Origin of the sequence: Serratia marcescens (genome assembly GCF_029846115.1) — a bacterium.
In the GTDB taxonomy this organism is placed as follows: domain Bacteria; phylum Pseudomonadota; class Gammaproteobacteria; order Enterobacterales; family Enterobacteriaceae; genus Serratia; species Serratia marcescens_L.
Genome location: NZ_JARVZZ010000001.1, coordinates 4,387,448 through 4,413,079, shown reverse-complemented (window position 1 = coordinate 4,413,079; position 25,632 = coordinate 4,387,448). Strand labels below are relative to the sequence as shown.

Sequence of the window (25,632 nt, the reverse complement as noted above, 5' to 3'; positions counted from 1 at the left end):
CTGTTTGGCGTTAACCTGCCGTGAGGCGGGCTTTAGTCTTTGTCCAACGGCGTCATGCTGACGGACGAGAGATAGTTGAGCAGGGCGATGTCGTTTTCGACGCCCAGCTTCATCATGGCCGATTTCTTCTGGCTGCTGATGGTTTTGATGCTGCGGTTGAGCTTCTTGGCGATTTCGGTTACCAGGAAACCTTCGGCGAACAGACGCAGCACTTCGCTCTCTTTCGGCGACAGGCGTTTGTCGCCATAGCCGCTGGCGCTGATCTTCTCCAGCAGTTTAGAGACGCTTTCCGGCGTGAACTTCTTGCCTTTCTGCAGGGCGGCCAGCGCCTTCGGCAGATCGGTCGGCGCGCCTTGTTTCAGCACGATGCCTTCGATATCCAGATCCAATACCGCGCTCAGGATCGCCGGGTTGTTGTTCATGGTCAGCACGATGATCGACAACTGCGGATAGTGGCGCTTGATGTATTTAATCAGCGTGATGCCGTCGCCATACTTGTCACCCGGCATCGATAGATCGGTGATCAGCACGTTGGCGTCCAGCTTGGACAGATTGTTGATCAGTGCGGTTGAGTCTTCGAACTCCCCAACGACATTCACCCATTCAATTTGCTCAAGTGACTTCCGGATGCCAAACAGTACGATAGGATGGTCATCAGCAATAATTACGTTCAGGTTATTCATGTTGTTGGCTACCTTGCTTCAGCAGTCTGCTGACGAAAAAATCAATCTGACTGATGTTATTCTCGATCTCGGGCGCATCACCTTCTGCGATGCGCTGTTCTAACGATTCGCACAGCTGCTTGCCGGGAAGCAGATTTAACATGGCAAACACGCCTTTTAGGCGGTGTGCGGTTTGTGACAGCGCATTGAAATCACTGCTGCCCGCCTCAGTATACAGTTTTTTGACATCGTCGGGTACTGTATCGACAAACAGTCCATAGTAATCACTTGATTTCAATTGTTTTTCATAGAGTTGGATATCTTCTGAGCTCAATGAAAGCGGGCTTTCTTCCTGTTCCAGCGCGGCCATTTGCTGTTCGATCAGCATCAGCACGGCGTCGATTAATGCGCCGTTCAGATTATAGTTCACCCGAATGTAGCGTTTATCCAGTGCTTGCCAGCCCGGCTCATCGCTCGCCAACAACAGGGTGTAATCATCGGCGCGCTGTGGGTTATCGGTCAGCAGCACGTCATAATCGCGGTTGACCGCGCGATCTTCGGCGACGAGACAGTCGGCGCCGTAGGCCTGCAGCAGACGGGTCACGATGCCGCGCACTTCATCCGACGTGACGTCCAGCAGGGCGGTGACGCCGTCGAGCAGCTTTTCCTGCTCCTGCGGCTCTTTTTTCTCCATCTCCATGGCGACGCGAATGGTGTAGCGAGTGCCGATATCCACCTTGCTGCGAATGTCCAACTGGCCATTAAGCTTTTTGCACAGTTGGTTGCACAGGAAGAAGGTGAGCCCGGAACCGTGGTTGAAGCGGTCCACCAGCGTCTGGCTGAGGAACGGATAGTTGAGGTTGCTGATCTCTTCGTTGGAGATGCCGGAGCCGGTGTCGTTGATTTGGAAAATCAGGCGATCCGGGTGCTCGGGCTCATGGTCGACAACCAGAGATATCTTGCCGCAGGCGGTGGTGATAATGGCGTAATGCACCAGCAGCGAGATCACCTTACGCAGCGCGTTGGCGTCGCCGATATAGTTCTGCTCGACGTCCAGCTGGAAATGCTTGAACAGCGCCAGCCCCTTCTGGTTAAGGGCGGGCAGGGCCTCCTGCAGCAACTCGTCGATCATCGCCGTCGGGTTGAACGGCTCGCGCGTGGGTTGCCAATCCTGGGTTTCCAGCCGGGTCAGCAGGGTGATGTTATCGATCAACTCCAGCACCGAAGCCGACGCCGCCGTCAGTTGGCCCAGCAACGCCTGCTGTTGTTCCTCATCCGGCCGGCTGTGCAGACGGTCGACCAGATCGTGCATCTGGCGTACCGGCTGATTCAGCTCGATGCCCAGATTGTGCAGCATCAGCTTGCGCGCCTGAACGTTTTTGTCGTATTCGCGCCGCGCCTGCTGCAGCCGCTTGTTCACCATCACCTCTTTATCCTGATCGTGCATCAGGAACAGGTAGGTGTCCGGCGACAGCTGGCTGCGGAAGATGCGGATTTCATACACCTCGTTGTTGACCGTCGCCTGGATCACCCCGTGATGCTGTTCGGCCATATGGGCGATCTTCTGCAGACTGAGGTGTGGTAACAGGTGCTCGGCGATTTTGTTGCTGGCGATCACCGTATTGTTGGCGAAGCTGTAGACCAGCAGGCCGGAGGGCAGGCTGGAGACGATCTCCTGATTCAGCGCGCGCTCGGCTTCCAGTTCCACCGCCATGTTTTCGCTCGGGCGAATATACTGGCGACGGATAAAGTAGATGCTCAGCATCGACAGCGCCAGCAGCAGCAGGTTGACCGCGATCAGCCAGATGTTGTTACGCAGCAGATCGATGGCCAGATTGATGGCCGAAACGCGATACACCACCTTCAGCGGCGCATTGGGCAGGGCGGCGCTGAACTCCACCCAACCGCCGCTCATCGTCGCATGGGTGCCGAGGACGGTTTCCGCCGGGATGACGCTGTCGTCGAGATCGACATCGTCCGGCAGCAGCAGGAAACTGGCGCGGGCCAGATTGGCCGGAATGATGTCGTTGATTGGCAAATCGAAGGCGATCACCGTCGCCAGATGCCCTGGCTGATTGAAAGTGGTGCGAATTGAGAACGAATAGGCGTTCTGGAAGCGCTGCTTGCGCAGATCGGAAAAGCTCTCGCGCTCGTCGAGCATGTTGGCCTGCTGTAGCATCTCGGCGCGGCGTTCGTCCGCCGAGGTGGTCAGGTAGCTTTCCCGAAAGCGCGAAGCCAGCTCTTTGAGCGGCTGGGTGGTGATCAGGCTGAGGCTGTTGTCCTGACCATTGAGGTAATACATGGCGTAGTTCTCGGTTTTGGCGCCCCAGCGGGTGTCCAGGTAGTCCGAGATGTTGGCGATCATCGCCAGCGTGTTTTCGTCATGGCTGCCGAAGATCACCGCGTCCGTTTTCTTGTGCGGCTTCTCGACATAATAGACGTCGGGCCGCAGGCGAGTTTCCTGCAAACCGGGATCGACATTCTGCGCCGGCGCATTGCCGAATTTGTCATAGACCTGATAGGTCATATAGCGGTAGGTATCGATACGCTTTTGCAGCGAACCGGCGATGCCGTTCAGCGCGTACTTCTTTTCCGCCAGCCAGGCATTGGTGTAATTGTAACCATACAGGCCGATGCCGATCGTCAGCAGCACGATAAATAGCAGGAAGCAGCGGGTAATGTTGCTGGAGCTTATGGTCAGTTGTTTATTTTGCATAGTGGCTGCGCATTCCTGAATCAGCGAGTGACGGCCCTGGCGCTGGCGGTCACCGCCAACAGCAGAGCGGCTACGCAGGCGAAGGCCACCGTCAGGCTGGAAAACTGAGCGATGAAGCCGATCAGCGCCGGGCCGGCCAGAATACCGGCATAGCCGACGGTGGTCACGGAGGCGATCGCCAAATTGGCCGGCATGTCACGCTGGTTGCCTGCGGCGCTGAACAGGATCGGCACGACGTTCGAGGCACCGAGGCCGACCAGCATGAAGCCGACCAGCGACACGGTGGCGTGGTTGAAGGCGATGGCCAGGCTCAGACCGAAAGCGGCACACAGGCTGCCCAGCAGCAGCACTCGGTAGCGGCCCAGCGAGTTCACCACCCGATCGCCATTGAGGCGGCCGAGCGTCATGGTGATGGAAAACAGCGCGTAGCCCAGGCCGGCCTGGCTATGCTCGACGCCCCGCAAGGTGGTGAGGAACAGTGCGCTCCAGTCGAGCATCGATCCTTCCGCCAAAAACATGATAAAGCACAGAATGCCGATGAACATCACCCAGCCGCGCGGCAAGACGAACATCGGCCCGCCGTCGTCGGCGCCGCTCTCACGCAGCAGATGGCGGCTGGCAAGCGCCAGCAGGCCTATCACCGCCAGCACGGTGAGCAGGGTGGATTGCAGCGGCGTCAACCCCAGCCACAGCAACGCGCTGACGCCGCCGGCGCCGGCAATGCCGCCGATGCTGAAGAAACCGTGAAAGCCGGACATCATCGCCTTGCCGCTGGCGCGTTCGACGATCACCGCCTGAACGTTCATCGCCACGTCGATCATGCCGATCGCCGCACCGAACAGCAGCAGTGCCACGGCCATGCCGCCGAGGGAGTCCATCAGCGCCAGCAGCGGCAGATCGATGCATAACCCGAGTCCCGCCATCAGGATCACCGCGCGACAGCCCAGTTTGCCGGTCAGGAAACCGGTCAGCGGCATCGCCAGCATGGAGCCGGCGCCGATACAGAGCAGCAATAGGCCGAGCGAGCCGTCATCGATACCGATGCGCGCTTTGGCGAAGGGGACCAGCGGCGCCCAGGCGGCCATGCCGAGACCGGCGACGAAAAAGGCCAGACGGGTGGCGATCTGTTGAGGAACGCCGGGCGTTTGCTGTTCATTGCACAAGGTGGCTGTCATGTAAGCGTCAGGATCTTGGGTCAAAAGAATGGTGAAAGTTACTGACAGTTTTTATCACAATCCGCGATCCGGGTCGAAAATATTCGCGCCTGACAGGTTCCTGGCACCGCCTCTGCGCACCAGCCACAGCGCGATAGCCTGGACAATATAGTCCTTTTGCTGCTCGTCCAGTGCGACGCCCTGCGGTATGCCGTGCCACTTTTCCAGACAACCTCGGCAACAGGTGGCGGTAGCGTGCTGGGCGACGAACACCGGGTGGCCACGCATCGGCGTTTGCTTGCCGTCATTTTTAGGATGGGCGGCGGCCAGGCGGCGGTCGATAAAATCGCGGGCATGGCTGAGTATCAGCGGCAATCCCTTGCCGTCGAGATACGTTTGGTCTTTGGCATTTAAACGGAAGCGAGCGCGGAAGGGAGAGGTTTGTAGCCGCCGCCATAGCGCGTCGGGTTGAAAGGGCATCATGAATTTTACTCGCTGAGGGTGCGTTTTTTTCAGATTACCAGAACGGAAACTCTGCGGCTAATTATGCCTGCGGCGGGAAATAATCGGCGAGATAAAGCATGAAATGAAAAGCAATTACAATTTGTAGACTAAAATAAGGGAAGAGATTAGCAATTAGTGCGAAAGTAAATTAATGAAACTATATCATAAGGTTATTTATTTGCGTGCTATTTGTACGAGTCGAAATGGTGAGGGACGTGTGGAGGGAAATAAAAAACCGGCCAGAAGCCGGTTAAAGGAATGCAGAAATTATCCTCGGATCTCGGATAATGAAGGTAATAATGAAAATAATGATGATAGCGAGGTGATTATAGCGGCTGCGTGCGGGCAACGTTTTGGCACAATGTGCTTATTGGTTGGCTCGATTGTATGGTTGGCTTTTTTTTCTTAAAGATATGTATAACTACATGATTTTTTATCAATTAATCTATTCTTTGTCTTTAAGTGCTTTATTTTGTTTGTCTGTAAGGTTTTGTGAAAGTTCGCGCGTATTTACATTTTGAAACCTTTATTAATTACAATGAAACACTATCGGATACTTGGTATCATTTTCTTTCTGGATTAATATAACCCTTGTTACCAGAATGGTAATGCACAGTCGTGCTAATAATGCTCGAAAAGGGCAGTGGCCGTAGCTCGACATAATTAACGAGGATAATAACGATGAAACTTCGAGTACTCTCTCTGATGGTACCCGCACTGCTGGTTGCAGGCACAGCAGGCGCGGCGGAAATCTACAACAAAGACGGTAATAAACTGGATTTGTACGGTAAAGTCGACGGTCTTCACTATTTCTCCAGCAACAACGGCGTGGACGGCGATCAGTCTTATATGCGTTTTGGCCTGCGCGGCGAAACGCAAATCAGCGATCAACTGACCGGTTACGGCCAGTGGGAATATCAGGCGAACCTGAACCACGCTGAAAGCCAGGACAACAAAAACTTCACCCGTTACGGCTTCGCCGGTCTGAAATTCGGCGACTACGGCTCCTTCGACTACGGCCGTAACACCGGCGTGCTGTACGACGTCGCGGCGTATACCGACTTGCAGCCTGAGTTCGACGGTATGACCTATGGCGCCGACCAGTTCATGTTCCAGCGCTCCAGTGGCCTGGCGACCTACCGTAACAACGACTTCTTCGGTCTGGTTGACGGCCTGAACTTCGCCCTGCAGTACCAGGGTAAAAACGGCAACGGCGAAGAGACCAACAACGGTCGTGACGTTCTGGGTCAAAACGGCGAAGGCTACGGTATGTCCATGAGCTATGACATGGGCTACGGCATCAGCGCCGCGGGCGCCTTCTTCAACTCTCGCCGCACCAGCGAGCAGAATGGCGGTAACGGTCACCAGAACATCATGGGCCGCGGCGACAAGGCTGAAGGGTACTCCGGCGGTCTGAAATATGACGCCAACGATGTTTACCTGGCGGTGATGTTCACCCAGTCCTACAACGCGGCGCGTTTCGGTAGTTCCGATAGCAGCGTTTATGGCTACGCTAACAAGGCGCAGAGCTTCGAAGCCTACGCGCACTACCAGTTCGACTTCGGTCTGCGTCCGTTCGTGGGTTATAACCAGACCAAAGGTAAAGACCTGGGCCGTGCCGGCAACGGCAAGGACTACGGCGATCAAGATCTGGTCAAATTCGTCGACCTGGGTGCGACCTACTTCTTCAACAAAAACATGTCTACTTATGTTGATTACAAAATCAACCTGGTGGACAACAACGATTTCACCGACGCTGCCGGCATCAACACCGACAACGTAGTTGCCGTGGGCCTGGTTTACCAGTTCTAAGCACCAGCGTGTGAATGACACAGCGCGGCCTTCGGGCCGCGTTTTTTTTGCCGGTAAAAAGCACGAATTGAGCCGTTGCCGGCACGGGAAGCGCTTCCGATCGCCTCCATCCGGCCTACGCTGTCAGTACAGCAAACAGAGCGGAGGTGATATGGAACTCAAGATCGATAAGGTGATCGAAACGGTGTTGTACGTCAGCGATATTGAATGCGCGGACGTTTTTTACCGGGAGGTGCTGAAGCTGCCGACGATGGTCGCCAACGAACGGTTTCGCGCCTATAACGTCGGCGATCGGAGCGTACTGTTGCTGTTTATCGAGGGCGATTCGCTAAGCGGGGCGCACTATCCGACCGGGTTTATTCCCGCGCACGATGGCGTGGGGCCGGCGCATATCGGGCTGGCGGTGGCGAAAGAGCAATTGCCGCACTGGGAGCGGCATCTGATGGCCAACGGCGTGGAGATTGAGGGGCGGATGCGCTGGGAACACGGCGGGGAGAGCATTTATTTTCGCGATCCCGACGCCCACCTGTTGGAACTGGTGACGCCGGGCATTTGGGCCAATTACTGATCGAACCCGCCTTGCGCTAACATGTCCAACGCGGCATTCAGCACCTGCAGCGCGGCCTGCGGTTGCCGCTCTATCTGCACTCTGACGATGGCACCGTCGATCAGCATCGCCAACATCGCTGCGTGCTGTTCCCGCTGTGGGCCGGCGGGCAGGTGACGTGCCAGCTCGTCCGCCATCCGCCGCTTATGCTGGCCGGCGATGTGCAGGCTTTCCGGCAGCAGGTCGGCAAGCTCCACCGCCGTATTGATAAACGCGCAGCCGCGAAAGCGCGGATCGTCGAACCATTCCGCCAGGCAGGGCGCCAGGGCCGGCAGCAATCCGCCGCTCTGCGCCACATGCCTGGTCAACGCTGTGCTGAACCAGGCTAACCACTGCTGATGGCGATAGGTCAAAAACGCCGTAATCAAGTCGTTCTTGCTGGGAAAGTGGCGGTAAAACGTCACCTTGGTCACGCCCGATTCCTTGATGATCCGATCGATACCGGTGGCTCGGATCCCTTCTTGATAAAACAGATCGTGCGCCGTCAGCAGGATGCGCTGGCGGGCGGGCAAGGCGTCGAGATCGGCGGTCATCATTTTCTCCCAGGCTATTTTTGAGTGATTGTAGACAACTCTGTCTACTTGCGCTAGCGTAATGTCGTAGACAGAGTTGTCTACTTGCTTTCACCCAGGAGATGAACATGAGCATTAAACCCCCATTGCCACCTTTTACCCGCCAATCCGCCATCGAGAAGGTGCGGTTGGCGGAGGATGCCTGGAACAGCCGCGATCCTGAACGCGTATCGCAGGTGTATTCCCTCGATACCCACTGGCGTAACCGCGCGGAGTTTGTCGATGGCCGCGCAGCGGTGGTCGGCTTTTTGCAACGCAAATGGGCGAAAGAACTGGAGTATCGGCTGATTAAGGAGCTGTGGGCGTTTGATGGCGCCCGCATCGCGGTGCGTTTCGCCTATGAATGGCGCGACGATTCCGGCAACTGGTATCGCAGTTTCGGCAATGAGAATTGGGAGTTCAATCAGGAGGGGCTGATGATCAACCGCCATGCCTGCATCAATGACATGCCGATCCGCGAACAGGATCGGCGTTTTTATTGGCCGCTCGGTCGGCGCCCGGACGCTGTTCCGGCGCTGAGCGATTTCGGTTTTTGAATCTGATGGCGTGTTGGCGATGGCCTCCTGAGGGCAAAAGCGCACCGATCGACAAAGGGGAATTTGTAGAAAAGCCTTCCTGCTTCTAGACTTAGGGGACAACAAATGCACTCCAAGAGGACAAACTATGACGAAGAAGTTGGTTTTGGCCGTCGGCACTGCGGCGGTATTTTCCATTCTTGCCGGTTGCACCACCTATGATCGTGCAGCCAGTTATGTCAATGAGCCGGTGGTCAGCGATGTCAAAGTAGGGATGACCAAGCAGCAGGTGCGGGCTATCGCCGGTCCGCCGTCGACCACTGCCACGCTGGTTCATGCGCAGGGCACCTGCGACACCTATGCGGTGGCGCCGCGCGACGGCAAGGTGCAGACGTACTTTGTCAGCTACAACGACACGGGCCATGTCATGAACAAGGGCTATCAAACCTGTTCAGACTACGATTCGCAGCCGAAGTAATCGCGTTTCGGCCGGCCCAAAAAGCCTCGCTTGCGCGGGGCTTTTCATTTTTTAAGCGTTTAAGGCCTGAAGTTTAGGCAACTGCGCCGCCAATCCCATTTTTTTGCATGAAAACGATAGACATTTCATAACGGTATCGCTAATATCAGCGCCCATTGGAAGGATGGCCGAGTGGTTTAAGGCAACGGTCTTGAAAACCGTCGAGTGTAACAGCTCCCAGAGTTCGAATCTCTGTCCTTCCGCCAAATTCAGCCGGCTTAGCTCAGTAGGTAGAGCAACTGACTTGTAATCAGTAGGTCACCAGTTCGATTCCGGTAGCCGGCACCATGACAGAGGCCCCAGCAGAGATGCTGGGGCTTTTTGTTATGCGCTGCATGCTGACACCGGAGGATCAAATTAACCTATTAGGCGGGCTTTCATCTGCCGCATGGAGCTTGGACATTCATCACGGAGGGGAAGGAGCCGATGGCTTATTCTGGCAGAAATATAGCCGGAGGATGAGCCGGCTATCAGGTAGGGTTCAAATCTCAGTGACCAGCCACTGATCCGCTTCTTCGAACATCTCTTCCAACATTCGGTTCAACTTCTCACGATCGCTTTTGCTGGCGTCGGAGTTCAGGCCGTTGGCCTGCATCGGCTTCACGCGCACGTCCGCTCCCGGGAACAGCGCATGCACGCGTTTTTCCAGCTCGTTGCGAATAATCTCGGCGGCGTTGGGCAGCCCAGCGACGTTGCGTTTGTCGTACACCAATTCTACAAACATGACTCACCTGTAAATACTGATTTAATGTACAGTATTCTGGCCTGAGGAAGGTCGGTTGGCAAGAGGGGGCGCGGAATTTTGCACGATGCGTTCATTCGTGCGCGGCGTGCGGTAAAGCCTGCAGCTGAATCACCAATTCCGCCAGGCTGGCGGCCTGCATTTTCTCCATCACTTTCGCCCGGTGAACCTCCACGGTGCGCAGGGCGATATTCAGCCGTTCCGCCATTTCCCTGTTCATCATGCCTCGCACCACCAGATGCGCGATGTCGCGTTCTTTCGGCGTGAGCGTGCGGTAGCGGCCGCAAGTTTCATGGCATTGCCAGGCCTCGGCGGAGGCCTGCTGCGCCCGTTCGAGGGCGGCGATCAGCGGTTCAGCGGCGATCGGTTTTTGCAGGAAATCCACCGCGCCGTGCTTCATCTGTTCCACCGCCATCGGCACGTCGCCATGGCCGGACAGGAACACCACCGCCAGTGTGCTGCCCTGGCGGCGCAGTTCCCCGTAAACCTGGTGGCCATCGAACTTCGGCATCCGCATGTCCAGCAAGACGATCCCGGTCTGAAACAGGTCGGCCTGCGCCAAAAAGCCGGCGCTGTCATTCCAGCAGTGCACGTTGTGGCCGAGGCTGCTCAGCAAAAAATGGCAGGCGTCGGTGACGGCGACGTCATCATCCACCAGATGAATTAGCGACATGGTTTTCCTCATCGTTCAATATGAAATGCAGCGTTACGCACAGCCCATTGCGGCTGTCGGGGGCCGGGCGATTAGCCAGGCGGATTTCGCCGCCGCCATAGCGGGCCAGGCGCCGGCAAATGGCTAACCCCAACCCCATGCCGCCGGCTTTGGTGGTGTTGAAGGGGTGAAAAGCCTGTTCCAGCCCGGCCGTTGTCATGCCTCCCGCGTTGTCCTGCAGATGCAACTCGATCGCCCGTTCGCCCGCGGCGGCGGAAAGCCAGACGGCATTGGCCCCGGCCTGCGCCGCATTCAGCAGCAGGTTCACCAGCAGCTGTTCCAGCAGCGCCGGCGGCAGGGTTAGCGTCAGCGAAGGTACCACATTGTTGAACAACGTCAGGTCGGGATAGCGCTGCGTCAGGCGCAGCAGTATCCACACCCGCTCGGCGGTTTCGCTTACCGCAGTGGGCCGCCAGCTCGTTTGATCTATCGCCTCATCGGTGGGCCGCACCCACTGGCGCAGGTTATGAATCGTCTCGCCGCCGCGCTGCGCCTGCCGGTCGATATTTTCCAGCGGCCCCAGCAGCGGATGCCCGGTGTCCGTTTTACGCAGTTGGATCAGGCATCCCTGCGCATAGTGGCGAATAGCCGCCAGCGGTTGATTGAGCTCGTGTGCGAAGCCGGAGGCCATTTCCCCCAGCACGTTCAGCTGCCTGGCATTCTCCAGCGCCTGCTCCTGTCGCCGCAGTTGCTCTCCGGCATGGAGCAGTTGCCGCCCGCGCCGGCGTACCAGCAGCGCGATCCAGATATGGTTGACGATCAACAGCGACAGCACCGCCAGCGACAGTCCGACGGCCGTCTGATGCTGGATCAGCCAGCTCTTGATATCCAGCCATAGCCGCCGCTGTTCCGGGTGTCGATTGACGGCGCGCAGCAGCGCTTCCACCTCGCTGGTCGAGGCCGGTGCGCCCCACTGAAAGGGAGACTGCGGCGGTGCGGTCAGCAAGGCTCTTGCCACCGCATCCACCAGTGAGTTATCCAGACCGGGCAGGGCGGCGAACGACCAGTTGGGGTAAAGCGGCGTGCTGGTGACGCAGGGAACCGACGTGGCCTGTTGCAACAGCGGGCGAAAATCCGCCGGATTGATCAGGCCTTCCTTATCCATTTTCTCCAGCAGGCAGACCGGGACGATGGCGGCCTGAATGGCGCGTTCGCGCAACAGATAGATCAGGGCGTCGGCAGGGAAGCCGGTAAAGCGCAGGTGAAAATCGCGCTCGGGCCGTATGCCGGCGTCGCTGAGCGCCTTATAACCGGTCAGATAGCCGCCGAAGGCCTGCGGATCGATGGCGCCCACCGTTTTGCCCATCAGCGCCTGCGGCGTCGTAATGCCGCTGTCGCGCCGCACCAAAATCACGCTGCCGATGATGTTGCCCGTTGCCCGATCGCCGTTGGCGGCGCGCAACGACGCCAGCCAGCGCAGATGATAGTGGCTGTTCAACTGCACGAACTGCGCCGGATTAGTGACCACGAACTGCACGCTGCCCCGATTGACCGCTTCGCGCATCTGCGCCAGATCGAGCGGCTGCAGGCGGAAGCGTTCACTGCCGACGCTGCCGTTGAGACTGTCGATCAGCGGCTGCCAGTCACGCGCGGTCGCCGCATCGCCGCGCATCGCCAGCACGCCGACCGACCACTCGCCCGCCTGTGCCGCCATCCCCCAGCCGAGACTGAACAGTAATAACACGACCTTCACGGCCCCTCCTGATGGGCAATCTGCCTGCCGTCACTTGTTTTAGATCAACGTTAGGTTCGGTATGTGGTTAACCACAATAGAGCTGAGCCCAATGTCATTTTTACACTGTAAATCATCGACATTGTTTATTCATCTAACGGGCATCAATAGCGTGATCGGGGTGATGCCCAGGACGTGGGAGAGGCGCATGGATTTCGGTAAACGGCAGTTTTTGCAGCGGCTGGGCGTGTTGACGGCGGGGGCTTCGCTGATCCCCGTGGCGGAGGCCGGGCTGACGTTAGCACCGACGCGGCGCGAGGGAGATGCGAGCCGCCGTTACGCGATGCTGATCGATCTGCGGCGCTGCGTCGGGTGCCAGGCCTGTACCGTGAGCTGCGCCATTGAAAACCAGACGCCGCACGGCGAGTTCCGCACGACGGTAAACCAGTACCAGGTCAGCCTCGAAGGCGAAGAGGTGGCGACCAACGTGCTGCTGCCCAGGCTGTGCAACCACTGCGACAACCCGCCCTGCGTGCCGGTATGCCCGGTACAGGCCACCTTCCAGCGCGAGGACGGGATCGTGGTGATCGACAACAAACGCTGCGTGGGGTGCGCCTATTGCGTGCAGGCCTGTCCGTACGATGCCCGTTTTATCAATCACGCTACCCAAACGGCGGACAAATGTACCTTCTGCGTGCACCGGCTGGAGGCGGGACTGTTGCCGGCGTGCGTGGAGTCGTGCGTGGGCGGGGCGCGGATCATCGGCGATATGCGCGATCCGCACAGTACGTTGAGCAAGCTGCTGCGGCGCCACGAGGCCGAGATCAAAGTCCTCAAGCCGGAGAACCAAACTGCGCCCCATGTGTTTTATCTGGGGCTGGATGACGCCTTCGTCACGCCGCTGCCGGGGCGGGCGCAGGTCGCTTTATGGGGGGAGGGACGATGAGCCGCCAACTGATGATCGCAGAAGTTCTGAGCCAGCCGCAGGCGGTGAGCTGGCTGCCGTGGGCCGTACAATATTTCTTCTTTATCGGCATTGCCGCCTGCGCCGCGCTGCTGGCCTGCGTGTGGCGCTGGCGCGGTGGAGACAACGCCGCACATTTGGAGCGCACGGCGCTGTTTATCGGGCTGACGTGCGCCATCACCGCGCCGCTGGCGCTGACCGCCGACCTGCATCAAACCGCTCGCTTTTGGCATTTCTACGCCTACCCGACGCCCTGGTCGTGGATGCCGTGGGGTGCGCTGTTCTTGCCGCTGTTTACCCTGCTGATCGGCCTGTGGTTTCTCGCGATCGAATTTACACGGCTGACGGGCAGGCGAGTGGCGCTGCTGCGTGGGATCGCGCCTGCCTGCGCGCTGGTGGCTATCGGCCTGCTGTTGTACACCGGGCGTGAGGTTTCCGTCGTGCGCGCCCGCCCAATCTGGTTCAGCTACGCATTTCCGATCGTGATGTTCCTCAGCGCGCTGCAGGCGCTCTTGGCCTTGCTGCTGCTGACATTGCGCGAACGGCCCGGCCTGCAAGCGCCACTGGCGCGCGGGATGCTGTTGACGTTGCTGCTGCTTGGCGGGGCGATCCTGCTGTGGGTGTGCGGCGATACGTTATCCGGCTCGGCGGTACGCCACTGGCTGCAGACGCAGGCGACGGCGCGCCGGTATGCCGCGGGATGGATCGCACTGTGGGGGCTGGCGCTGGCGTGCGCCGCTTGGGCTGCCTATCGACGTTTACCGCGCGGCGGCGCGCCGCTGCTGGTGGCAGGCGCGCTGGGGCTGAGCTGGCTGATGCGCTGGACGCTGTTGATCGAGGTGCAAACCATCCCGAAATACAACGCGTCTTATTCCCCCTATAGCCTGCCGCTTGGTACCGATGGCTTGCTGGCGATCGTCGGCACTTTCGGGCTGTGGCTGGCGTTAATGATCATGGTGCGTGAAGCACAGGCGTTTTTACTGCGGAGAAAACAACATGGCTAAACTCACCCGGCGTCAGTGGTTGAAAGTGGGCCTGGCCTTCGGCGGATTGTCCGCTTTCGGCCTGAGTTACCGGGAAGTCGCCAAACGGGCGATCGACGGTTTGATTCACGGCACCTCAGGGCGGGTGACGTTGGATCGCATCAACGGCAACTCTCTGCCGCCCGAAGGGCGGGCGGTGCCGGAATGGCAAGGCAATTCGCAGCAGGCCATCTCGATGACCCAGTGTTTCGGTTGCTGGACGCAATGCGGCGTGCGGGTACGGGTGGACAGGCAGACCGACCGGGTACTGCGTATCGCCGGCAACCCTTATCATCCGCTGTCTCAGGAACGGCACGTCGACTCTGCCTTGCCGCTGCAGGACGCGTTGGCGCAGCTGGGCGGCGAAAGCGGCCTCGATGCCCGTTCGACCGCCTGCGCGCGCGGCGCCACGCTACTGGAGGGGCTTTACAGCCCGCTGCGCGTACTGGAGCCGATGAAGCGCGTCGGCAAGCGCGGCGAGGGCAAGTGGCAACGCATCAGCTTCGAACAGTTGATCGCTGAAGTGGTAGAGGGCGGCGATCTGTTCGGCGAGGGGCATGTGGACGGCCTGCGGGCGATCCGCGATCTGGAAACGCCGATCGACGCTCGGCGGCCGGGGCTGGGGCCGAAAGCCAACCAGCTGCTGGTGACCAACGCCGGTGACGACGGGCGCGACAGCTTCCTGCGGCGCTTCGCTCAGAACAGTTTCGGCAGCAAAAACTTCGGCGCGCACGGCGCATACTGCGGGCTGGCCTACCGTGCCGGTTCCGGCGCGTTGATGAACGATCTGGACAAGAACCCGCACGTGAAACCGGATTGGGAACAGGTCGAATTCGCGCTGTTTATGGGCACCTCGCCGGCGCAGTCCGGCAACCCGTTCAAGCGCCAGGCCCGGCAGTTGGCCAGCGCCAGATTGCGCAGCGAGTTCCGCTATGCGGTAGTGGCGCCGGCGCTGCCGCTGACCACCACGCTGGCGGACGATCATGGCCATTGGATCCCGGTGCTGCCGGGCACCGACTCGGCGCTGGCGATGGCGATGATCCGTTGGATCCTCGACAACCGGCGTTATCAGGCCGGCTATCTCGCCATCCCGTCGGAGGCCGCCATGCAACGCGCCGGCGAGAAGAGCTGGACCAACGCCACGCATCTGGTGATCGCCGAGAGCGGGCACCCGCTGGCGGGGCAGCATCTGACGCTCGCTCATCTGAACGGCGCCGAGTCGGCGTCGCCGCTGGTAGTCAACGGCGCGGGGGAACTGGTGCCGGCCGAGGCGTGCGACCGCGCCGAACTGTGGGTAACCCGCACGGTGACGCTGCACGACGGCGCGCAGGTGGCGGTGAAAAGCGGTTTCCAGTGTCTGAAAGAGGCCGCCGACAAACTGTCGCCGGAGGCGTACAGCCGGGAATGCGGCGTGCCGGTGGCGCGTATCGCGGCGCTGGCCGAAGCCTTTACCGCCCACGGGCGCAAGGCGGCGGTGATCGCCCATGGCGGGATGATGGCGGCAAACGGGTTTTACAATACCTGGTCGGTGATGATGCTCAACGTGTTGATCGGTAACCTGAGCCTGGCGGGCGGGGTGTTTGTCGGCGGCGGAAAATTCAACGGCTTCGCCGAGGGGCCGCGCTATAACCTGGTCGAGTTTCCCGGCCTGGTAAAACCGAAGGGATTGAATATCGCGCGCAGCAAGGCCGCTTATGAAACCTCCGACGAATACCGGGAAAAAGTGGCGGCGGGTGTTTCACCCTGGCCTGCCAGGGCGCCCTGGTATCCGTTCGTCGCCGGGCAGTTGACCGAGCTGCTGACGTCGGCGCTGGCGGGGTATCCGTACGGGCTGAAAGCCTGGATCTCGAACATGACTAATCCCTTGTACGGTATCGCCGGGTTGCGCGGCGTGGCGGAAGAGCGGCTGAAAGATCCGGCGCGTTTGCCGCTGTTTATCGCCATCGATGCGTTTATCAACGAAACGACGGCGCTGGCCGACTATATCGTCCCGGATACCCATAACTTTGAGAGCTGGGGGTTCAGCGCCCCCTGGGGGGGTGTCGCCAGCAAGGCCACCACTGCACGCTGGCCGATAGTGACGCCGGCGACCGCGAAAACGGCGCAAGGGCAGCCGATCTCCATGGAGGCGTTTTGCATCGCGGTAGCCAAACGCCTGGCGCTGCCGGGGTTTGGCTACCGCGCAATCGGCGACGGCCAGGGCGGGCTGCTGCCGCTCAACCGCGCCGAGGATTATTATCTGCGCGCCGCCGCCAACGTGGCGTTTGCCGGCAAAGCGCCGGTGCCGGGCGTGCAAGCGGAAGAGCTGGCGCTGACCGGCGTCGATCGCTTGTTGCCGCAGCTTGCGCAGACGCTGCGCGCCGATGAAGTCGACCGCGTGGCGTTTATCTACAGCCGCGGCGGCCGGTTTGCCGAGCATGACAGCGGCCGTCGCGACGGCAGCGTGGGCAACCGCTGGGAGAAGCCTCTGCAGATCTGGAATGCGGAAGTGGCGAAGCACAGGCATGCGATTACCGGCGAGCGTTTCAGCGGCTGCCCCACCTGCTACCCGGCGCGTTTGTCGGACGGCCGCGCGGTGGAAGAGCTCTACCCTGAGCGGCAGTGGCCGCTGCGGCTGATGTCCTTCAAATCCAATGTGATGAGCAGCTCCACCGCAGTGATCCGGCGCCTGCACGACGTGAAGCCGGTGAACCTGGTGGCCCTGAACCCGGCGGACGGGGTGCGTTTCGGCATTCAACACGGTGATTGGGTGAGCATCAGTACGCCGGGCGGTAGCCGGGAGGCGCAGATCAGTTTGCTGGCGGGGGTGATGCCCGGCGTGATCGCGGTTGAGCACGGCTACGGCCACCGGGAGATGGGGGCCAGCCAGCACTACCTGGACGGCGAGCCACTGGCGATGGATGAGCGCATCGCTGCCGGCATCAACCTCAACGATTTGGGCTTTGCCGATCCGACGCGCGAAGTACCGAACACTTGGCTGGATTGGGTGACCGGTGCGGCGGTGCGTCAGGGCATTCCGGCGGCGATCGTCAAACTCTCCGCGTAAACGACAGACGAAAAAAAACCTGCTGTAACAGCAGGTTTTCTTGAATTTGGTCGGCATGAGAGGATTATGCGCATCTTCGATGCTTGCCCTGCGGGCCGTTGCTAAAGCAACGTGGTCTCACTACGTTCGGCTCAAACCTCCTTCGGAGATTCTCATTCTCTCAGTGTGCAGACGAAAAAAAACCTGCTGTTACAGCAGGTTTTCTTGAATTTGGTCGGCATGAGAGGATTCGAACCTCCGACCCCCGACACCCCATGACGGTGCGCTACCAGGCTGCGCTACATGCCGACGCTATGAAAAATCATACTACCGATTCCCGATGTTAATGCAAGCACCTCGCTACTTGATTGCTTTAGTTTTAAGCAGTTAGTTGGCGATAAAGCGTTTTACATCGGTCAGCACCTGCAGCAGCAGAGCAAGCTGCGGTTTCTCGTCTTTTATTTCTTCGCCGTTCTGATCGTAGACGCGATAGTTGCCGCTGTTGTCCAGCATCAGCGTCTGCGTCGGCGTGGTGATCACCAGCTGATTGCCATCGCCGGTGGCGATCCAGTCGTTGCGGCGCTGGGCGGTGAACAGATCTTCGCCCTGCGAATAGTCTTTCGGCGCGGTCTTCACGTGCAGCAATCGTTGCATCAAGGTGCGCATCACGTCGTTATGGCCGGTCAGCTTGCTGATGGTCTGCGCCGGGGTGCCCGGCCAGTGGATCACCAATGGCACCTGCAGCTGCGCCTGGTTGAAGGCGGAGCCGGCGCCCCATTGGCCTTTGCCGCTGTCGTTGAACTCGACGCCGTGCTCGGCGGTGATCACCACCACGGTTTTATCCAACAGGCCGCGCTGTTTCAGAGTGTCCAGCACCTGGGCTATCTGGGTATCCACGTCTTGCGCACCGGTGCGATAGCGCCGAATAAAGTCGGCCGGAGTCGGGGTTTTGTCGCCTTCGGCCGGCTCGGCGCCGCTGAAGTTGATATAGGAGAACCACGGCTCTTTGCTGCCCTGATCCGTCAGCCAACGCTGCCATTGCTGCGTGGTTTGCGCATCGCTTTGCGGCGCCGGCGTCGGCAGCGAGAAGTCGGTCAACAGGGCCTGGCGGTACAGGCTGGCATTGAAGCCATCGGAGGAGAACAGCCCCAGCTGGTAGCCCCGATCGCCGAGCGCAGTGATCAGCGCCGACGGCTTGCGGCCGGCGAGCACGCTGTCCAGATAGGTCGGGGAAATGCCGTAGAACAGGCCGAACAGCCCAGTATCGGCATGGTTGCCCGAACTGTAGTGATCGCTGAAACGCACGTTTTCCTGGGCGAAGCGCGTTAGCGCCGGCATGTCCTGCGCCATGTCTTTTGCGCGAATGCCGTCCACCACGATCATCAGCAGGTTATAGCTGCTGCCTTTCTCGCCGTAGCTGAGATCGCTGAGCGGATACTCCACTGCCACCGCTTCCGGATTGCCCTGTTGCATCAGGCGGCGCTCATACGCTTGCTGATCGAGCAGGCCGTGTTTTTCGAGGAACTTGCGCGCGGTCATCGGGTACGAGAGCGGCAGGTTGGCCCGCTGCATGGTGATCGGGCGATAGAAGTTGGCGTCGGCCCAGATATAAATCAGGTGTGACGCGAAAAAGGCGCTGATAAACAGCGTCGCCAGCGGTTTGCCGAAACGGCGGCGATTCAGGCTGCGCAGCTTCTGCCAGCTCCAGGTGCCGAACAGCATCTCCACCAGGAAGATCACCGGCACGCAGATAAACATCAGCTGCCAGTCGCGCGAAAGCTCGCTTTGGTCCGGGTTGACCACCAGATCCCACACCACCGGATTGAGGTGCAGGTGGAAATGGGAGAACACTTCGCTGTCGACCAGCAACAGCGTGAGCCCGATGGTGGCCAGCGCGGCGGAAATAAATCGCAACAGCCGCTGCGACATCACCACGAAGGTGAGCGGGAAGATCACCAGCAAATAGCCAGCGAACACGATAAAGCTGAAATGCCCCAGCAGGCTGACAAAGGCATAGACCCGGCCCAGCAGGGATGCGGGCCAGTCGGTGACAAACAGGTAGCGGCTGCCCAACCCAAGGGCGAGCAGAATGTTGAATAAGGCGAACCAGTGCCCCCAGCTGATCATCTGGGAGACTTTTTCACGATAACGCTGACGGTTTGTCACCATAAGTCAATATTAATGTGCTTTATCTTCACGGACAGAAGCCTGCAGGGCTTCCGCGAACGATCTCGCCAGGGTTTTCCGCTGCGCGGGAGCAACGCTGGTGTTGATCAAATTAGTGACCATGTTGCCCAGCACCATCAGGGAAAGATCGGTGGGGGTATGGTGTTTTTCCAGAACATTGACCAGCTCTGAGAGCAGTTGTTCAACGTGTTCGTCACTGTAACGGGATGATTGTGGCATAAAATTGCGCTTAGTAATCTGCAAAGTGCCCTATCTTACCGTATAGGACAGTGATTTTCCGCTCTTTTATCACTTCCTGTCATTCGGGAAATTGTTCGCCCGCGCCGGGGCGGGCCCTCGCTGCGCCTTTCCGGTTTGCCGCGGTTTTTTAGTATTGCAGGGCGGGGCCTTCAGTGTTTGAATACGCGCCTAAAGAACAGGAGGATTTACCATGAGTCTGGATATCGACCAGATCGCTCTGCACCAGTTGGTGAAACGCGACGAGCAAACGCTGGACGTGGTGCTGCGCGATTCCTTGCTTCCCACCAACGCGGCGGTGGAAGAAATGATGACGGAACTGCATCGCGTCTACAGTGCCAAGAGCAAGGCCTTGGGCCTGTTCAACGAAGGCAGCGAGCTGGCGGAAGCGCTGCGCACCTGCCGCAAGGACGATAAGGACTTTCTGGCCTTTAGCCGCGCGGCGACCGGCCGCCTGCGCGACGAACTGGCGAAGTATCCGTTCGCTGAAGGCGGCGTGGTGCTGTTTGGTCAATACCGTTATCTGGCGGTGGAGTATCTGCTGATCGCGGTGCTGAACAGCCGTAACAGCATGCGCGTCAACGAAGAGCTGGATATCAACACCACGCACTATCTGGACATCAACAACGCCGATATCGTCGCGCGCATCGATCTGACCGAATGGGAAACCAACCCGGAATCGACCCGCTACCTGACCTTCCTGCGCGGGCGCGTGGGCCGCAAGGTCGCCGACTTCTTCATGGACTTCCTGGCGGCGTCCGAAGGGTTGGACACCAAGGCGCAAAACCGCGGGCTGCTGCAGGCGGTAGACGACTATTGCGCTGATGCGCAGCTGGACAAGAACGAACGCCAGTCGGTGCGCCAGCAGGTGTACAGCTACTGCAACGAACAGCTGCAGGCGGGCGAAGAGATTGAACTGCAGGCTCTGTCGCAGGAGTTGTCGCCGGTCGGCGAGAAAGACTTCATGCAATTCTCCAGCGAGCAAGGGTATGAGCTGGAAGACAGCTTCCCGGCGGATCGCGGCACGCTGCGCCAGCTAACCAAATTTGCCGGCAGCGGCGGCGGCATCAGCCTGAACTTTGACGCCATGCTGCTGGGCGAGCGTATTTTCTGGGATGCGGCCACCGACACGCTGACCATCAGAGGCACGCCGCCGAACCTGCGCGATCAGCTGCAGCGCCGGACCGGCAGCGGCAAGTAAGCGTACCGAATCGCAGACAATAAAAAACGCCGCAATTGCGGCGTTCTTTATTTCGGCGTCCCGAAAGGTTCGAAATCGTAGCGATTAAACGCGAACGAAGTCGATGTGAGCCAGTTTTGGCTTGAACGGGTGACGCTGTACAGCCTGAACCTTAACTTTGGTTTCTTTACCGTCGATAACCAGAGTTACTGCTTCGCTGTAGAATTCTGGTTTAGCTTCCATGTTCTTAACAGAATCATGGTCCAATTCGATGGAAACTGCAGCTTCTTTGCCACCGTAAACGATAGCTGGGAATTTGTTTGCTGCACGCAGGCGGCGGCTCGCACCTTTACCCTGGTCTTTACGTACTTCTACATTGATAGTGAACATTGTTTTTTCTCTTAAAAGAAAATTTACCCTGCTACAGGCGACCCAAGTAGCAAGTTCGGAAACCCGCTTTAACGCTGGGCAGGCCCAGGTAAAGCGCGCGGTATTTTAACGGAAAGCCGCCCGCAGGGCAACGAAAACCTGCCCAGGTTGGGGACAGTTCGCTCAGGCCAATTGATTGGCGCGGCGGAAACGGCCTTGATAATCGAACACTTTCTCGCGCACCTGCCAGAACTGCCCGCGTTTGCGCGCCACCACGAAATCCGGATGGCGCAGCGCCTGCTGCTGCGCCAGCACGTCGGCGGCGGTGTGCCAGGCGAACGGCACGCCCGGCGCGCGCTGATGCGGGCGCAGGAACAGCATTTCGAACGCTTTGCGCTGCGCCGGCGTCTGCAGGCGGAAACGCTCGCTGGTGCTGGTGCCGTCCTCGTCGTAATAAGTGGCCTTCAGCCATTCGCCCTTGTCGTCGCGCCCGCTCTGCAGTTCCATGCCGCCGCAGCGCAGCACCAGCGCGTCTTTCAGCTTCAGCGCCGCCTTCAGCATGTCGTCGGGATCGACCAGCACTTCCTGGCACTGATGGCAGCGGCGCGCGGCGATATCGTTCTCCGCGCCGCAGTGCGGGCAGCTCTTGAACCGGAAGCGGTAGTCGCACTGCTCGCGGTGGCCGTCGTCGTCCTCCAGCCAGCCCTGACAGCGGCGGCCGTAGTGCTCGATGATGTCGCCAGTCTCGGTGCACTTGCCCCAGAACAGGTTGGCGAAGCCGCAGGCTGGGCAGAACACCTGCACCGGTTGGCTGTCGCCGTGCGGCTTGCTGACGCCGACCTCCGGCGTGAACAAGTCGTGCGGGTTGCCGGCGTAGTCGAGGATCAGGCAATCCTCCTTGCCGGGTGCCAGCCGTAGCCCGCGGCCGACGATCTGCTGATACAGGCTGACGGACTCGGTCGGGCGCAGGATCGCGATCAGATCGACGTGCGGCGCGTCGAAGCCGGTGGTCAACACCGCGACGTTGACCAGATAGCGCAGCTGCTGCTGTTTGAACGCCTCGATCAGCGCATCGCGCTCGGCGGGCGGCGTTTCGGCGCTGACCAGCGCGGCCTCGCCGTTCGGCAGCAGGCCGTGGATCTCGCGGGCATGCTCGACGGTGGCGGCGAAGATCATCACCCCTTTGCGGTCTTCGGCGTACTCCACAATCTGGCTGATGATGTGCGGCGTGACGCGGTTTTGCCGCTTCAGTTCGCGGTTCAGATCCGCTTCGCTGAACAGGCCGTTGCTTCTGGCTTCCAGCCGGCTGAAATCGTACTGCACGATCGGCATATCCAGCCGCTCCGGCGGTACCAGGAAGCCGTTCTTAATCATATAGCGCAGCGGCAGCTCGTAGATGCAGTCGCGAAACAGGCTGGTGCCGTCGCCGCGGGTGAAGCCGTGGTAGTGATACTGGTAAATCCAACCCTTGCCCAGGCGATAGGGCGTGGCGGTCAGCCCCAGCAGCCGCAGCTGCGGGTTGGTTTTCTGCAAATGCTGGATGATTTGCTGGTACTGGCTGTCGTCGTCGTCGCTGATGCGGTGGCATTCATCGACGATCAACAGCGAGAAAGCGCCGTCGAACAGCGGCAGGTTGCGCGCCACCGACTGCACGCTGCCGAACACCACCTTACCGGCGCTCTCTTTTTGTTGCAGGCCGGCGGCGAAGATATCCGCTTCCAGGCCGTAGGCGCAGTATTTGGCGTGGTTTTGCGCCACCAGTTCCTTGACGTGCGCCAGTACCAGCACCCGCCCGCGGGCGCGCTTCGCCAGCTCGGCGATCACCAGGCTTTTGCCGGCGCCGGTCGGCAGCACGATCAGCGCCGGTTCGGGATGCCGCCGGAAATGATTGATGGTGGCTTCGACCGCTTCCAGTTGGTAGGGGCGTAGGATAAAGGCCATAAATGAACGCCGTGGGTTGAGATGGGCCGTCGGGACGCGGTTTTGTCACCGCTGTTCCCACAGAAACCGTGACATTTTACGCGCCGGGCGGCCGAAAAATTTCTATTATTATGCCTTCTGCGCGCGCGCGGTGCGAGAAGCGTGAAAATTACCCCTGTCGGGCAACGCGTTGTGCCGCTATACTCGTGTGACAGCAATCGCTGTGCCCCCACGCGATTTCCCCCCTGAGCCTGCCATTTGCACCCGGTGCAACGGCGGGCGTCATATTTTGGCAATACGATCAATGCGATCATAACAACGACAGGCAAAGCAGATCCCATGCGATTGGACAAGTTTTTATCTCAGCAGTTAGGCATCAGCCGTGCGCTGGTCGCGCGCGAACTTCGGGCTAAACGCGTCACCGTGGACGGTGAGGTAGTGAAGAGCGGGGCGATCAAACTGACCCCGGAGCAAGAAGTAGCGTTCGACGGCAATCCGCTGCAGCAGCAGAACGGCCCGCGCTATTTCATGCTCAATAAACCTCAGGGTTACGTCTGCTCCACCGACGATCCCGATCATCCGACGGTGCTGTATTTTCTCGATGAGCCGGTCGCGTACAAGCTGCACGCCGCCGGGCGGCTGGATATCGACACCACCGGGCTGGTGTTGATGACCGACGACGGCCAGTGGTCGCACCGCGTCACGTCGCCGCGCCACCACTGCGAGAAAACCTATCTGGTGACGCTGGAGCACCCGCTGGCGGAAGACACCGCGCAGCGTTTCGCCGAAGGGGTGCAACTGCACAACGAGAAAGACCTGACGCGGCCGGCGACGCTGGAACAGGTCGACGAGCACGTGGTGCGCCTGACTCTCAGCGAAGGGCGCTACCACCAGGTGAAGCGGATGTTCGCTGCCGTCGGCAACCGGGTGATCGAGTTGCACCGCGAGCGCATCGGCGCCATCGTGCTGGATGACGATCTGGCGCCGGGCGAATACCGCCCACTGACCGAAGAAGAGATCGCCAGCGTGGGCGCGCCGCACCTGCAGGACTGATAACCGATCATCGATTGCGGCCGATTAAGGAGTCGTGGAACGTGCAACAGAACCGAACCTCTCATCTCGGTTTGATTTTCATTCTGGGCCTGTTGTCCATGTTGATGCCGTTGGCCATCGACATGTACCTGCCCAGTATGCCGGTGATCGCCGCCCAGTTTGGGGTCGAGTCCGGCAGCGTGCAGATGACGCTCAGCGCCTATATGCTCGGCTTTGCCTTCGGGCAACTGTTCTATGGGCCGATGTCGGACAGCATCGGCCGCAAGCCGGTGATCCTGTGGGGTACGCTGATCTTCGCCATCGCCGGCTGCGCCTGTGCCATGGCGCAGTCGATCGATCAGCTGATCGGGCTGCGTTTCCTGCACGGTTTGGCCGCCGCCGCCGCCAGCGTGGTGATCAACGCCCTGATGCGCGATATGTTCACCAAGGATGAGTTCTCGCGCATGATGTCGTTCGTCATTCTGGTGATGACCATTGCGCCGCTGCTGGCGCCGATGATCGGCGGTGCGCTGTTGCTGTGGTTCAGCTGGCACGCCATCTTCTGGACCATGGGCGCCGCGGCGCTGATCGGTTCACTGCTGGTGGCCCTGTTCATCAAGGAGACGCTGCCGAAAGAGCGGCGACAACGGTTCCACCTGCGCACCACGCTGGGCAACTTCGGTTCGCTGTTCCGCCACAAACGGGTGCTGAGCTACATGCTGGCCAGCGCCTTCTCGTTTGCGGGCATGTTCTCGTTCCTCAGCGCCGGGCCGTTCGTCTACATCGAACTGAACCACGTTTCGCCGCAGCATTTCGGCTACTATTTTGCGCTGAACATCGTCTTCCTGTTCCTGACGACGCTGATCAACAGCCGCAACGTGCGGCGGTTCGGCGCGGTCAAGATGTTCAAGCTGGGGCTGTTGGTACAGCTGGCGATGGGGTTGTGGCTGGTGGCGGTGAGCGCCGTCGGCTTGGGCTTCTGGGCGCTGGTGATCGGCGTTGCGGTCTATCTGGGGTGCATCGCGATGATCTCTTCCAACGCCATGGCGGTGATCCTGGATGACTTCCCGCATATGGCGGGCACCGCATCTTCTCTGGCCGGCACGTTGCGCTTCAGCATCGGCGCGCTGGTGGGGGCGGTACTGTCGATGGCACCGGGCAAAAGCGCCTGGCCAATGGTCACCTCGATGGCGCTGTGCAGCATCGTGGCGGTGCTGTTCTATGTTTACGCCAGCCGGCCGCGCGATCGCGCAGCCTGACGTACTCCCGATGCGGGGCGTGTCACCCCGCATCGTCATGGGGTTGCGCCCTGCCATTTCAGGGTGCAACTGGCAATGGAAATTTTGTTGCTAAATACACGCAAGCTAATTAATTGGCCGTTTTCCCCTCTGTGTGCTTTTTGTTAAAAAATCCCGCCGCCGCACCGCCCAATATTCCCCGGGAGGCGCGGCGTTCTGCCGGCTGAGCGCAGCGGGTGGTTTGTGTTAGGGTTGATGTAAATCAAGGCATTA

22 protein-coding genes, 3 tRNA genes and 1 other RNA gene are annotated in these 25,632 nt (G+C 59.6%); 12 read left to right on the top strand and 14 right to left on the bottom strand.

The genetic code is table 11. From position 1 onward, the window contains the following. Nucleotides 1–32: 32 nt before the first annotated feature. From rcsB to QDT79_RS21055, 4 genes are read right to left on the bottom strand one after another with little or no spacing between them, the layout of a single operon-like run. Entirely contained in the window at nucleotides 33–683 is a 651-nt protein-coding gene (rcsB, locus tag QDT79_RS21070) for a response regulator transcription factor RcsB (RefSeq protein ID WP_004935900.1), read from the bottom strand. Then, nucleotides 676–3,378, bottom strand: a complete 2,703-nt coding sequence (gene rcsD / locus QDT79_RS21065; RefSeq protein ID WP_107227619.1) for a phosphotransferase RcsD — start codon at nucleotides 3,376–3,378, stop codon at nucleotides 676–678. Before rcsD ends, rcsB begins: the two co-directional genes overlap by 8 nt. Nucleotides 3,379–3,398: 20 nt before the next feature. Continuing rightward, nucleotides 3,399–4,553 (bottom strand): MFS transporter, encoded by a 1,155-nt coding sequence (locus QDT79_RS21060; protein WP_063989011.1) that lies wholly within the window; start codon nucleotides 4,551–4,553, stop codon nucleotides 3,399–3,401. A gap of 54 nt (nucleotides 4,554–4,607) precedes the next feature. Continuing rightward, nucleotides 4,608–5,012: a DUF4186 domain-containing protein gene (locus QDT79_RS21055; protein WP_074181157.1), complete on the bottom strand. Its 405-nt coding sequence runs from the start codon at nucleotides 5,010–5,012 to the stop codon at nucleotides 4,608–4,610. 705 nt (nucleotides 5,013–5,717) lie between these two features. On the opposite strand from QDT79_RS21055, the gene ompC reads away from it, so the two are divergent. Continuing rightward, nucleotides 5,718–6,848 (top strand): porin OmpC, encoded by a 1,131-nt coding sequence (gene ompC / locus QDT79_RS21050; RefSeq protein WP_025303634.1) that lies wholly within the window; start codon nucleotides 5,718–5,720, stop codon nucleotides 6,846–6,848. Between the two features lie 151 nt (nucleotides 6,849–6,999). Continuing rightward, nucleotides 7,000–7,416, top strand: a complete 417-nt coding sequence (locus QDT79_RS21045) for a VOC family protein (RefSeq protein ID WP_063989013.1) — start codon at nucleotides 7,000–7,002, stop codon at nucleotides 7,414–7,416. Here the strand turns inward: QDT79_RS21045 and QDT79_RS21040 are convergent. Continuing rightward, complete coding sequence (locus QDT79_RS21040; protein ID WP_107227620.1) at nucleotides 7,410–7,988, bottom strand: TetR/AcrR family transcriptional regulator; 579 nt, start codon at nucleotides 7,986–7,988, stop codon at nucleotides 7,410–7,412. The two genes, QDT79_RS21045 and QDT79_RS21040, sit on opposite strands and share 7 nt — an antisense overlap. Nucleotides 7,989–8,095: 107 nt before the next feature. On the opposite strand from QDT79_RS21040, the gene QDT79_RS21035 reads away from it, so the two are divergent. The 4 genes from QDT79_RS21035 (at nucleotide 8,096) to QDT79_RS21020 (ending at nucleotide 9,347) form a co-directional block, all read left to right on the top strand. Further along, nucleotides 8,096–8,563 (top strand): nuclear transport factor 2 family protein, encoded by a 468-nt coding sequence (locus QDT79_RS21035; protein ID WP_063989015.1) that lies wholly within the window; start codon nucleotides 8,096–8,098, stop codon nucleotides 8,561–8,563. A gap of 127 nt (nucleotides 8,564–8,690) precedes the next feature. Beyond that, the gene (gene osmE, locus QDT79_RS21030) at nucleotides 8,691–9,020 is read left to right on the top strand and encodes an osmotically-inducible lipoprotein OsmE (RefSeq protein ID WP_025303630.1); all 330 of its coding nucleotides are present in this window, start codon (nucleotides 8,691–8,693) and stop codon (nucleotides 9,018–9,020) included. A gap of 157 nt (nucleotides 9,021–9,177) precedes the next feature. Further along, nucleotides 9,178–9,265 (top strand) — tRNA-Ser (locus QDT79_RS21025). A 6-nt stretch (nucleotides 9,266–9,271) separates the two neighbouring features. After that, nucleotides 9,272–9,347: transfer RNA gene (locus QDT79_RS21020), tRNA-Thr, on the top strand. A 193-nt stretch (nucleotides 9,348–9,540) separates the two neighbouring features. Here QDT79_RS21020 and QDT79_RS21015 read toward each other — a convergent pair. From QDT79_RS21015 to ttrS, 3 genes are all read right to left on the bottom strand, one after another. Further along, on the bottom strand, nucleotides 9,541–9,783 hold the full coding sequence (locus QDT79_RS21015; protein WP_063989016.1) for a DinI family protein: 243 nt from the start codon (nucleotides 9,781–9,783) through the stop codon (nucleotides 9,541–9,543). A gap of 91 nt (nucleotides 9,784–9,874) precedes the next feature. Beyond that, complete coding sequence (gene ttrR, locus QDT79_RS21010) at nucleotides 9,875–10,474, bottom strand: tetrathionate respiration response regulator TtrR (protein WP_107227621.1); 600 nt, start codon at nucleotides 10,472–10,474, stop codon at nucleotides 9,875–9,877. After that, entirely contained in the window at nucleotides 10,449–12,167 is a 1,719-nt protein-coding gene (ttrS, locus tag QDT79_RS21005) for a tetrathionate respiration histidine kinase TtrS (RefSeq protein WP_308317195.1), read from the bottom strand. Before ttrS ends, ttrR begins: the two co-directional genes overlap by 26 nt. A 226-nt stretch (nucleotides 12,168–12,393) precedes the next feature. Here ttrS and ttrB point away from each other — a divergent pair, with 226 nt between their 5' ends. The 3 genes from ttrB to ttrA are packed head-to-tail and all read left to right on the top strand — an operon-like array spanning nucleotide 12,394 to nucleotide 17,217. Further along, nucleotides 12,394–13,131 (top strand): tetrathionate reductase subunit TtrB, encoded by a 738-nt coding sequence (gene ttrB, locus QDT79_RS21000; RefSeq protein WP_063989018.1) that lies wholly within the window; start codon nucleotides 12,394–12,396, stop codon nucleotides 13,129–13,131. Continuing rightward, nucleotides 13,128–14,153 (top strand): tetrathionate reductase subunit TtrC, encoded by a 1,026-nt coding sequence (ttrC, locus tag QDT79_RS20995; RefSeq protein WP_063989019.1) that lies wholly within the window; start codon nucleotides 13,128–13,130, stop codon nucleotides 14,151–14,153. The genes ttrB and ttrC overlap by 4 nt, the downstream gene beginning before the upstream one ends. Next, nucleotides 14,146–17,217, top strand: coding sequence for a tetrathionate reductase subunit TtrA (ttrA, locus tag QDT79_RS20990; protein ID WP_308317026.1), 3,072 nt, complete (start codon nucleotides 14,146–14,148; stop codon nucleotides 17,215–17,217). Before ttrC ends, ttrA begins: the two co-directional genes overlap by 8 nt. 47 nt (nucleotides 17,218–17,264) lie before the next feature. Here the strand turns inward: ttrA and QDT79_RS20985 are convergent. The 4 genes from QDT79_RS20985 to QDT79_RS20970 form a co-directional block, all read right to left on the bottom strand. After that, a non-coding RNA gene (locus tag QDT79_RS20985) (RtT sRNA) lies at nucleotides 17,265–17,394 on the bottom strand. Nucleotides 17,395–17,428: 34 nt separating this feature from the next. After that, nucleotides 17,429–17,505: transfer RNA gene (locus QDT79_RS20980), tRNA-Pro, on the bottom strand. Between the two features lie 78 nt (nucleotides 17,506–17,583). After that, the gene (gene yejM / locus QDT79_RS20975) at nucleotides 17,584–19,365 is read right to left on the bottom strand and encodes an LPS biosynthesis-modulating metalloenzyme YejM (protein WP_308317025.1); all 1,782 of its coding nucleotides are present in this window, start codon (nucleotides 19,363–19,365) and stop codon (nucleotides 17,584–17,586) included. A 9-nt stretch (nucleotides 19,366–19,374) separates the two neighbouring features. Next, complete coding sequence (locus QDT79_RS20970) at nucleotides 19,375–19,602, bottom strand: YejL family protein (RefSeq protein WP_004935782.1); 228 nt, start codon at nucleotides 19,600–19,602, stop codon at nucleotides 19,375–19,377. A gap of 211 nt (nucleotides 19,603–19,813) precedes the next feature. On the opposite strand from QDT79_RS20970, the gene yejK reads away from it, so the two are divergent. Next, the gene (gene yejK / locus QDT79_RS20965; protein WP_063988779.1) at nucleotides 19,814–20,821 is read left to right on the top strand and encodes a nucleoid-associated protein YejK; all 1,008 of its coding nucleotides are present in this window, start codon (nucleotides 19,814–19,816) and stop codon (nucleotides 20,819–20,821) included. An 84-nt stretch (nucleotides 20,822–20,905) separates the two neighbouring features. Here the strand turns inward: yejK and rplY are convergent, their stop codons facing one another. Continuing rightward, on the bottom strand, nucleotides 20,906–21,190 hold the full coding sequence (gene rplY, locus QDT79_RS20960; RefSeq protein WP_019453645.1) for a 50S ribosomal protein L25: 285 nt from the start codon (nucleotides 21,188–21,190) through the stop codon (nucleotides 20,906–20,908). A 162-nt stretch (nucleotides 21,191–21,352) separates the two neighbouring features. Beyond that, a complete protein-coding gene (gene radD / locus QDT79_RS20955; RefSeq protein WP_149559611.1) occupies nucleotides 21,353–23,110 on the bottom strand; it encodes a DNA repair helicase RadD in 1,758 nt (585 codons plus the stop codon). Between the two features lie 318 nt (nucleotides 23,111–23,428). On the opposite strand from radD, the gene rsuA reads away from it, so the two are divergent. Both rsuA and QDT79_RS20945 read left to right on the top strand, forming a co-directional pair. Then, nucleotides 23,429–24,142 (top strand): 16S rRNA pseudouridine(516) synthase RsuA, encoded by a 714-nt coding sequence (rsuA, locus tag QDT79_RS20950; protein ID WP_063988777.1) that lies wholly within the window; start codon nucleotides 23,429–23,431, stop codon nucleotides 24,140–24,142. 41 nt (nucleotides 24,143–24,183) lie between these two features. Beyond that, nucleotides 24,184–25,380: a Bcr/CflA family multidrug efflux MFS transporter gene (locus QDT79_RS20945; protein WP_063988776.1), complete on the top strand. Its 1,197-nt coding sequence runs from the start codon at nucleotides 24,184–24,186 to the stop codon at nucleotides 25,378–25,380. The last annotated feature ends 252 nt before the right edge of the window (nucleotides 25,381–25,632 follow it).

Coding starts and splice junctions, on each gene's coding strand:
- rcsB (WP_004935900.1), bottom strand. CDS start 683: ATGAATAACCTGAACGTAATTATTGCTGATGACCATCCTATCGTACTG.
- rcsD (WP_107227619.1), bottom strand. CDS start 3,378: ATGCAAAATAAACAACTGACCATAAGCTCCAGCAACATTACCCGCTGC.
- QDT79_RS21060 (WP_063989011.1), bottom strand. CDS start 4,553: ATGACAGCCACCTTGTGCAATGAACAGCAAACGCCCGGCGTTCCTCAA.
- QDT79_RS21055 (WP_074181157.1), bottom strand. CDS start 5,012: ATGCCCTTTCAACCCGACGCGCTATGGCGGCGGCTACAAACCTCTCCC.
- ompC (WP_025303634.1), top strand. CDS start 5,718: ATGAAACTTCGAGTACTCTCTCTGATGGTACCCGCACTGCTGGTTGCA.
- QDT79_RS21045 (WP_063989013.1), top strand. CDS start 7,000: ATGGAACTCAAGATCGATAAGGTGATCGAAACGGTGTTGTACGTCAGC.
- QDT79_RS21040 (WP_107227620.1), bottom strand. CDS start 7,988: ATGACCGCCGATCTCGACGCCTTGCCCGCCCGCCAGCGCATCCTGCTG.
- QDT79_RS21035 (WP_063989015.1), top strand. CDS start 8,096: ATGAGCATTAAACCCCCATTGCCACCTTTTACCCGCCAATCCGCCATC.
- osmE (WP_025303630.1), top strand. CDS start 8,691: ATGACGAAGAAGTTGGTTTTGGCCGTCGGCACTGCGGCGGTATTTTCC.
- QDT79_RS21015 (WP_063989016.1), bottom strand. CDS start 9,783: ATGTTTGTAGAATTGGTGTACGACAAACGCAACGTCGCTGGGCTGCCC.
- ttrR (WP_107227621.1), bottom strand. CDS start 10,474: ATGTCGCTAATTCATCTGGTGGATGATGACGTCGCCGTCACCGACGCC.
- ttrS (WP_308317195.1), bottom strand. CDS start 12,167: ATGGCGGCACAGGCGGGCGAGTGGTCGGTCGGCGTGCTGGCGATGCGC.
- ttrB (WP_063989018.1), top strand. CDS start 12,394: ATGGATTTCGGTAAACGGCAGTTTTTGCAGCGGCTGGGCGTGTTGACG.
- ttrC (WP_063989019.1), top strand. CDS start 13,128: ATGAGCCGCCAACTGATGATCGCAGAAGTTCTGAGCCAGCCGCAGGCG.
- ttrA (WP_308317026.1), top strand. CDS start 14,146: ATGGCTAAACTCACCCGGCGTCAGTGGTTGAAAGTGGGCCTGGCCTTC.
- yejM (WP_308317025.1), bottom strand. CDS start 19,365: ATGGTGACAAACCGTCAGCGTTATCGTGAAAAAGTCTCCCAGATGATC.
- QDT79_RS20970 (WP_004935782.1), bottom strand. CDS start 19,602: ATGCCACAATCATCCCGTTACAGTGACGAACACGTTGAACAACTGCTC.
- yejK (WP_063988779.1), top strand. CDS start 19,814: ATGAGTCTGGATATCGACCAGATCGCTCTGCACCAGTTGGTGAAACGC.
- rplY (WP_019453645.1), bottom strand. CDS start 21,190: ATGTTCACTATCAATGTAGAAGTACGTAAAGACCAGGGTAAAGGTGCG.
- radD (WP_149559611.1), bottom strand. CDS start 23,110: ATGGCCTTTATCCTACGCCCCTACCAACTGGAAGCGGTCGAAGCCACC.
- rsuA (WP_063988777.1), top strand. CDS start 23,429: ATGCGATTGGACAAGTTTTTATCTCAGCAGTTAGGCATCAGCCGTGCG.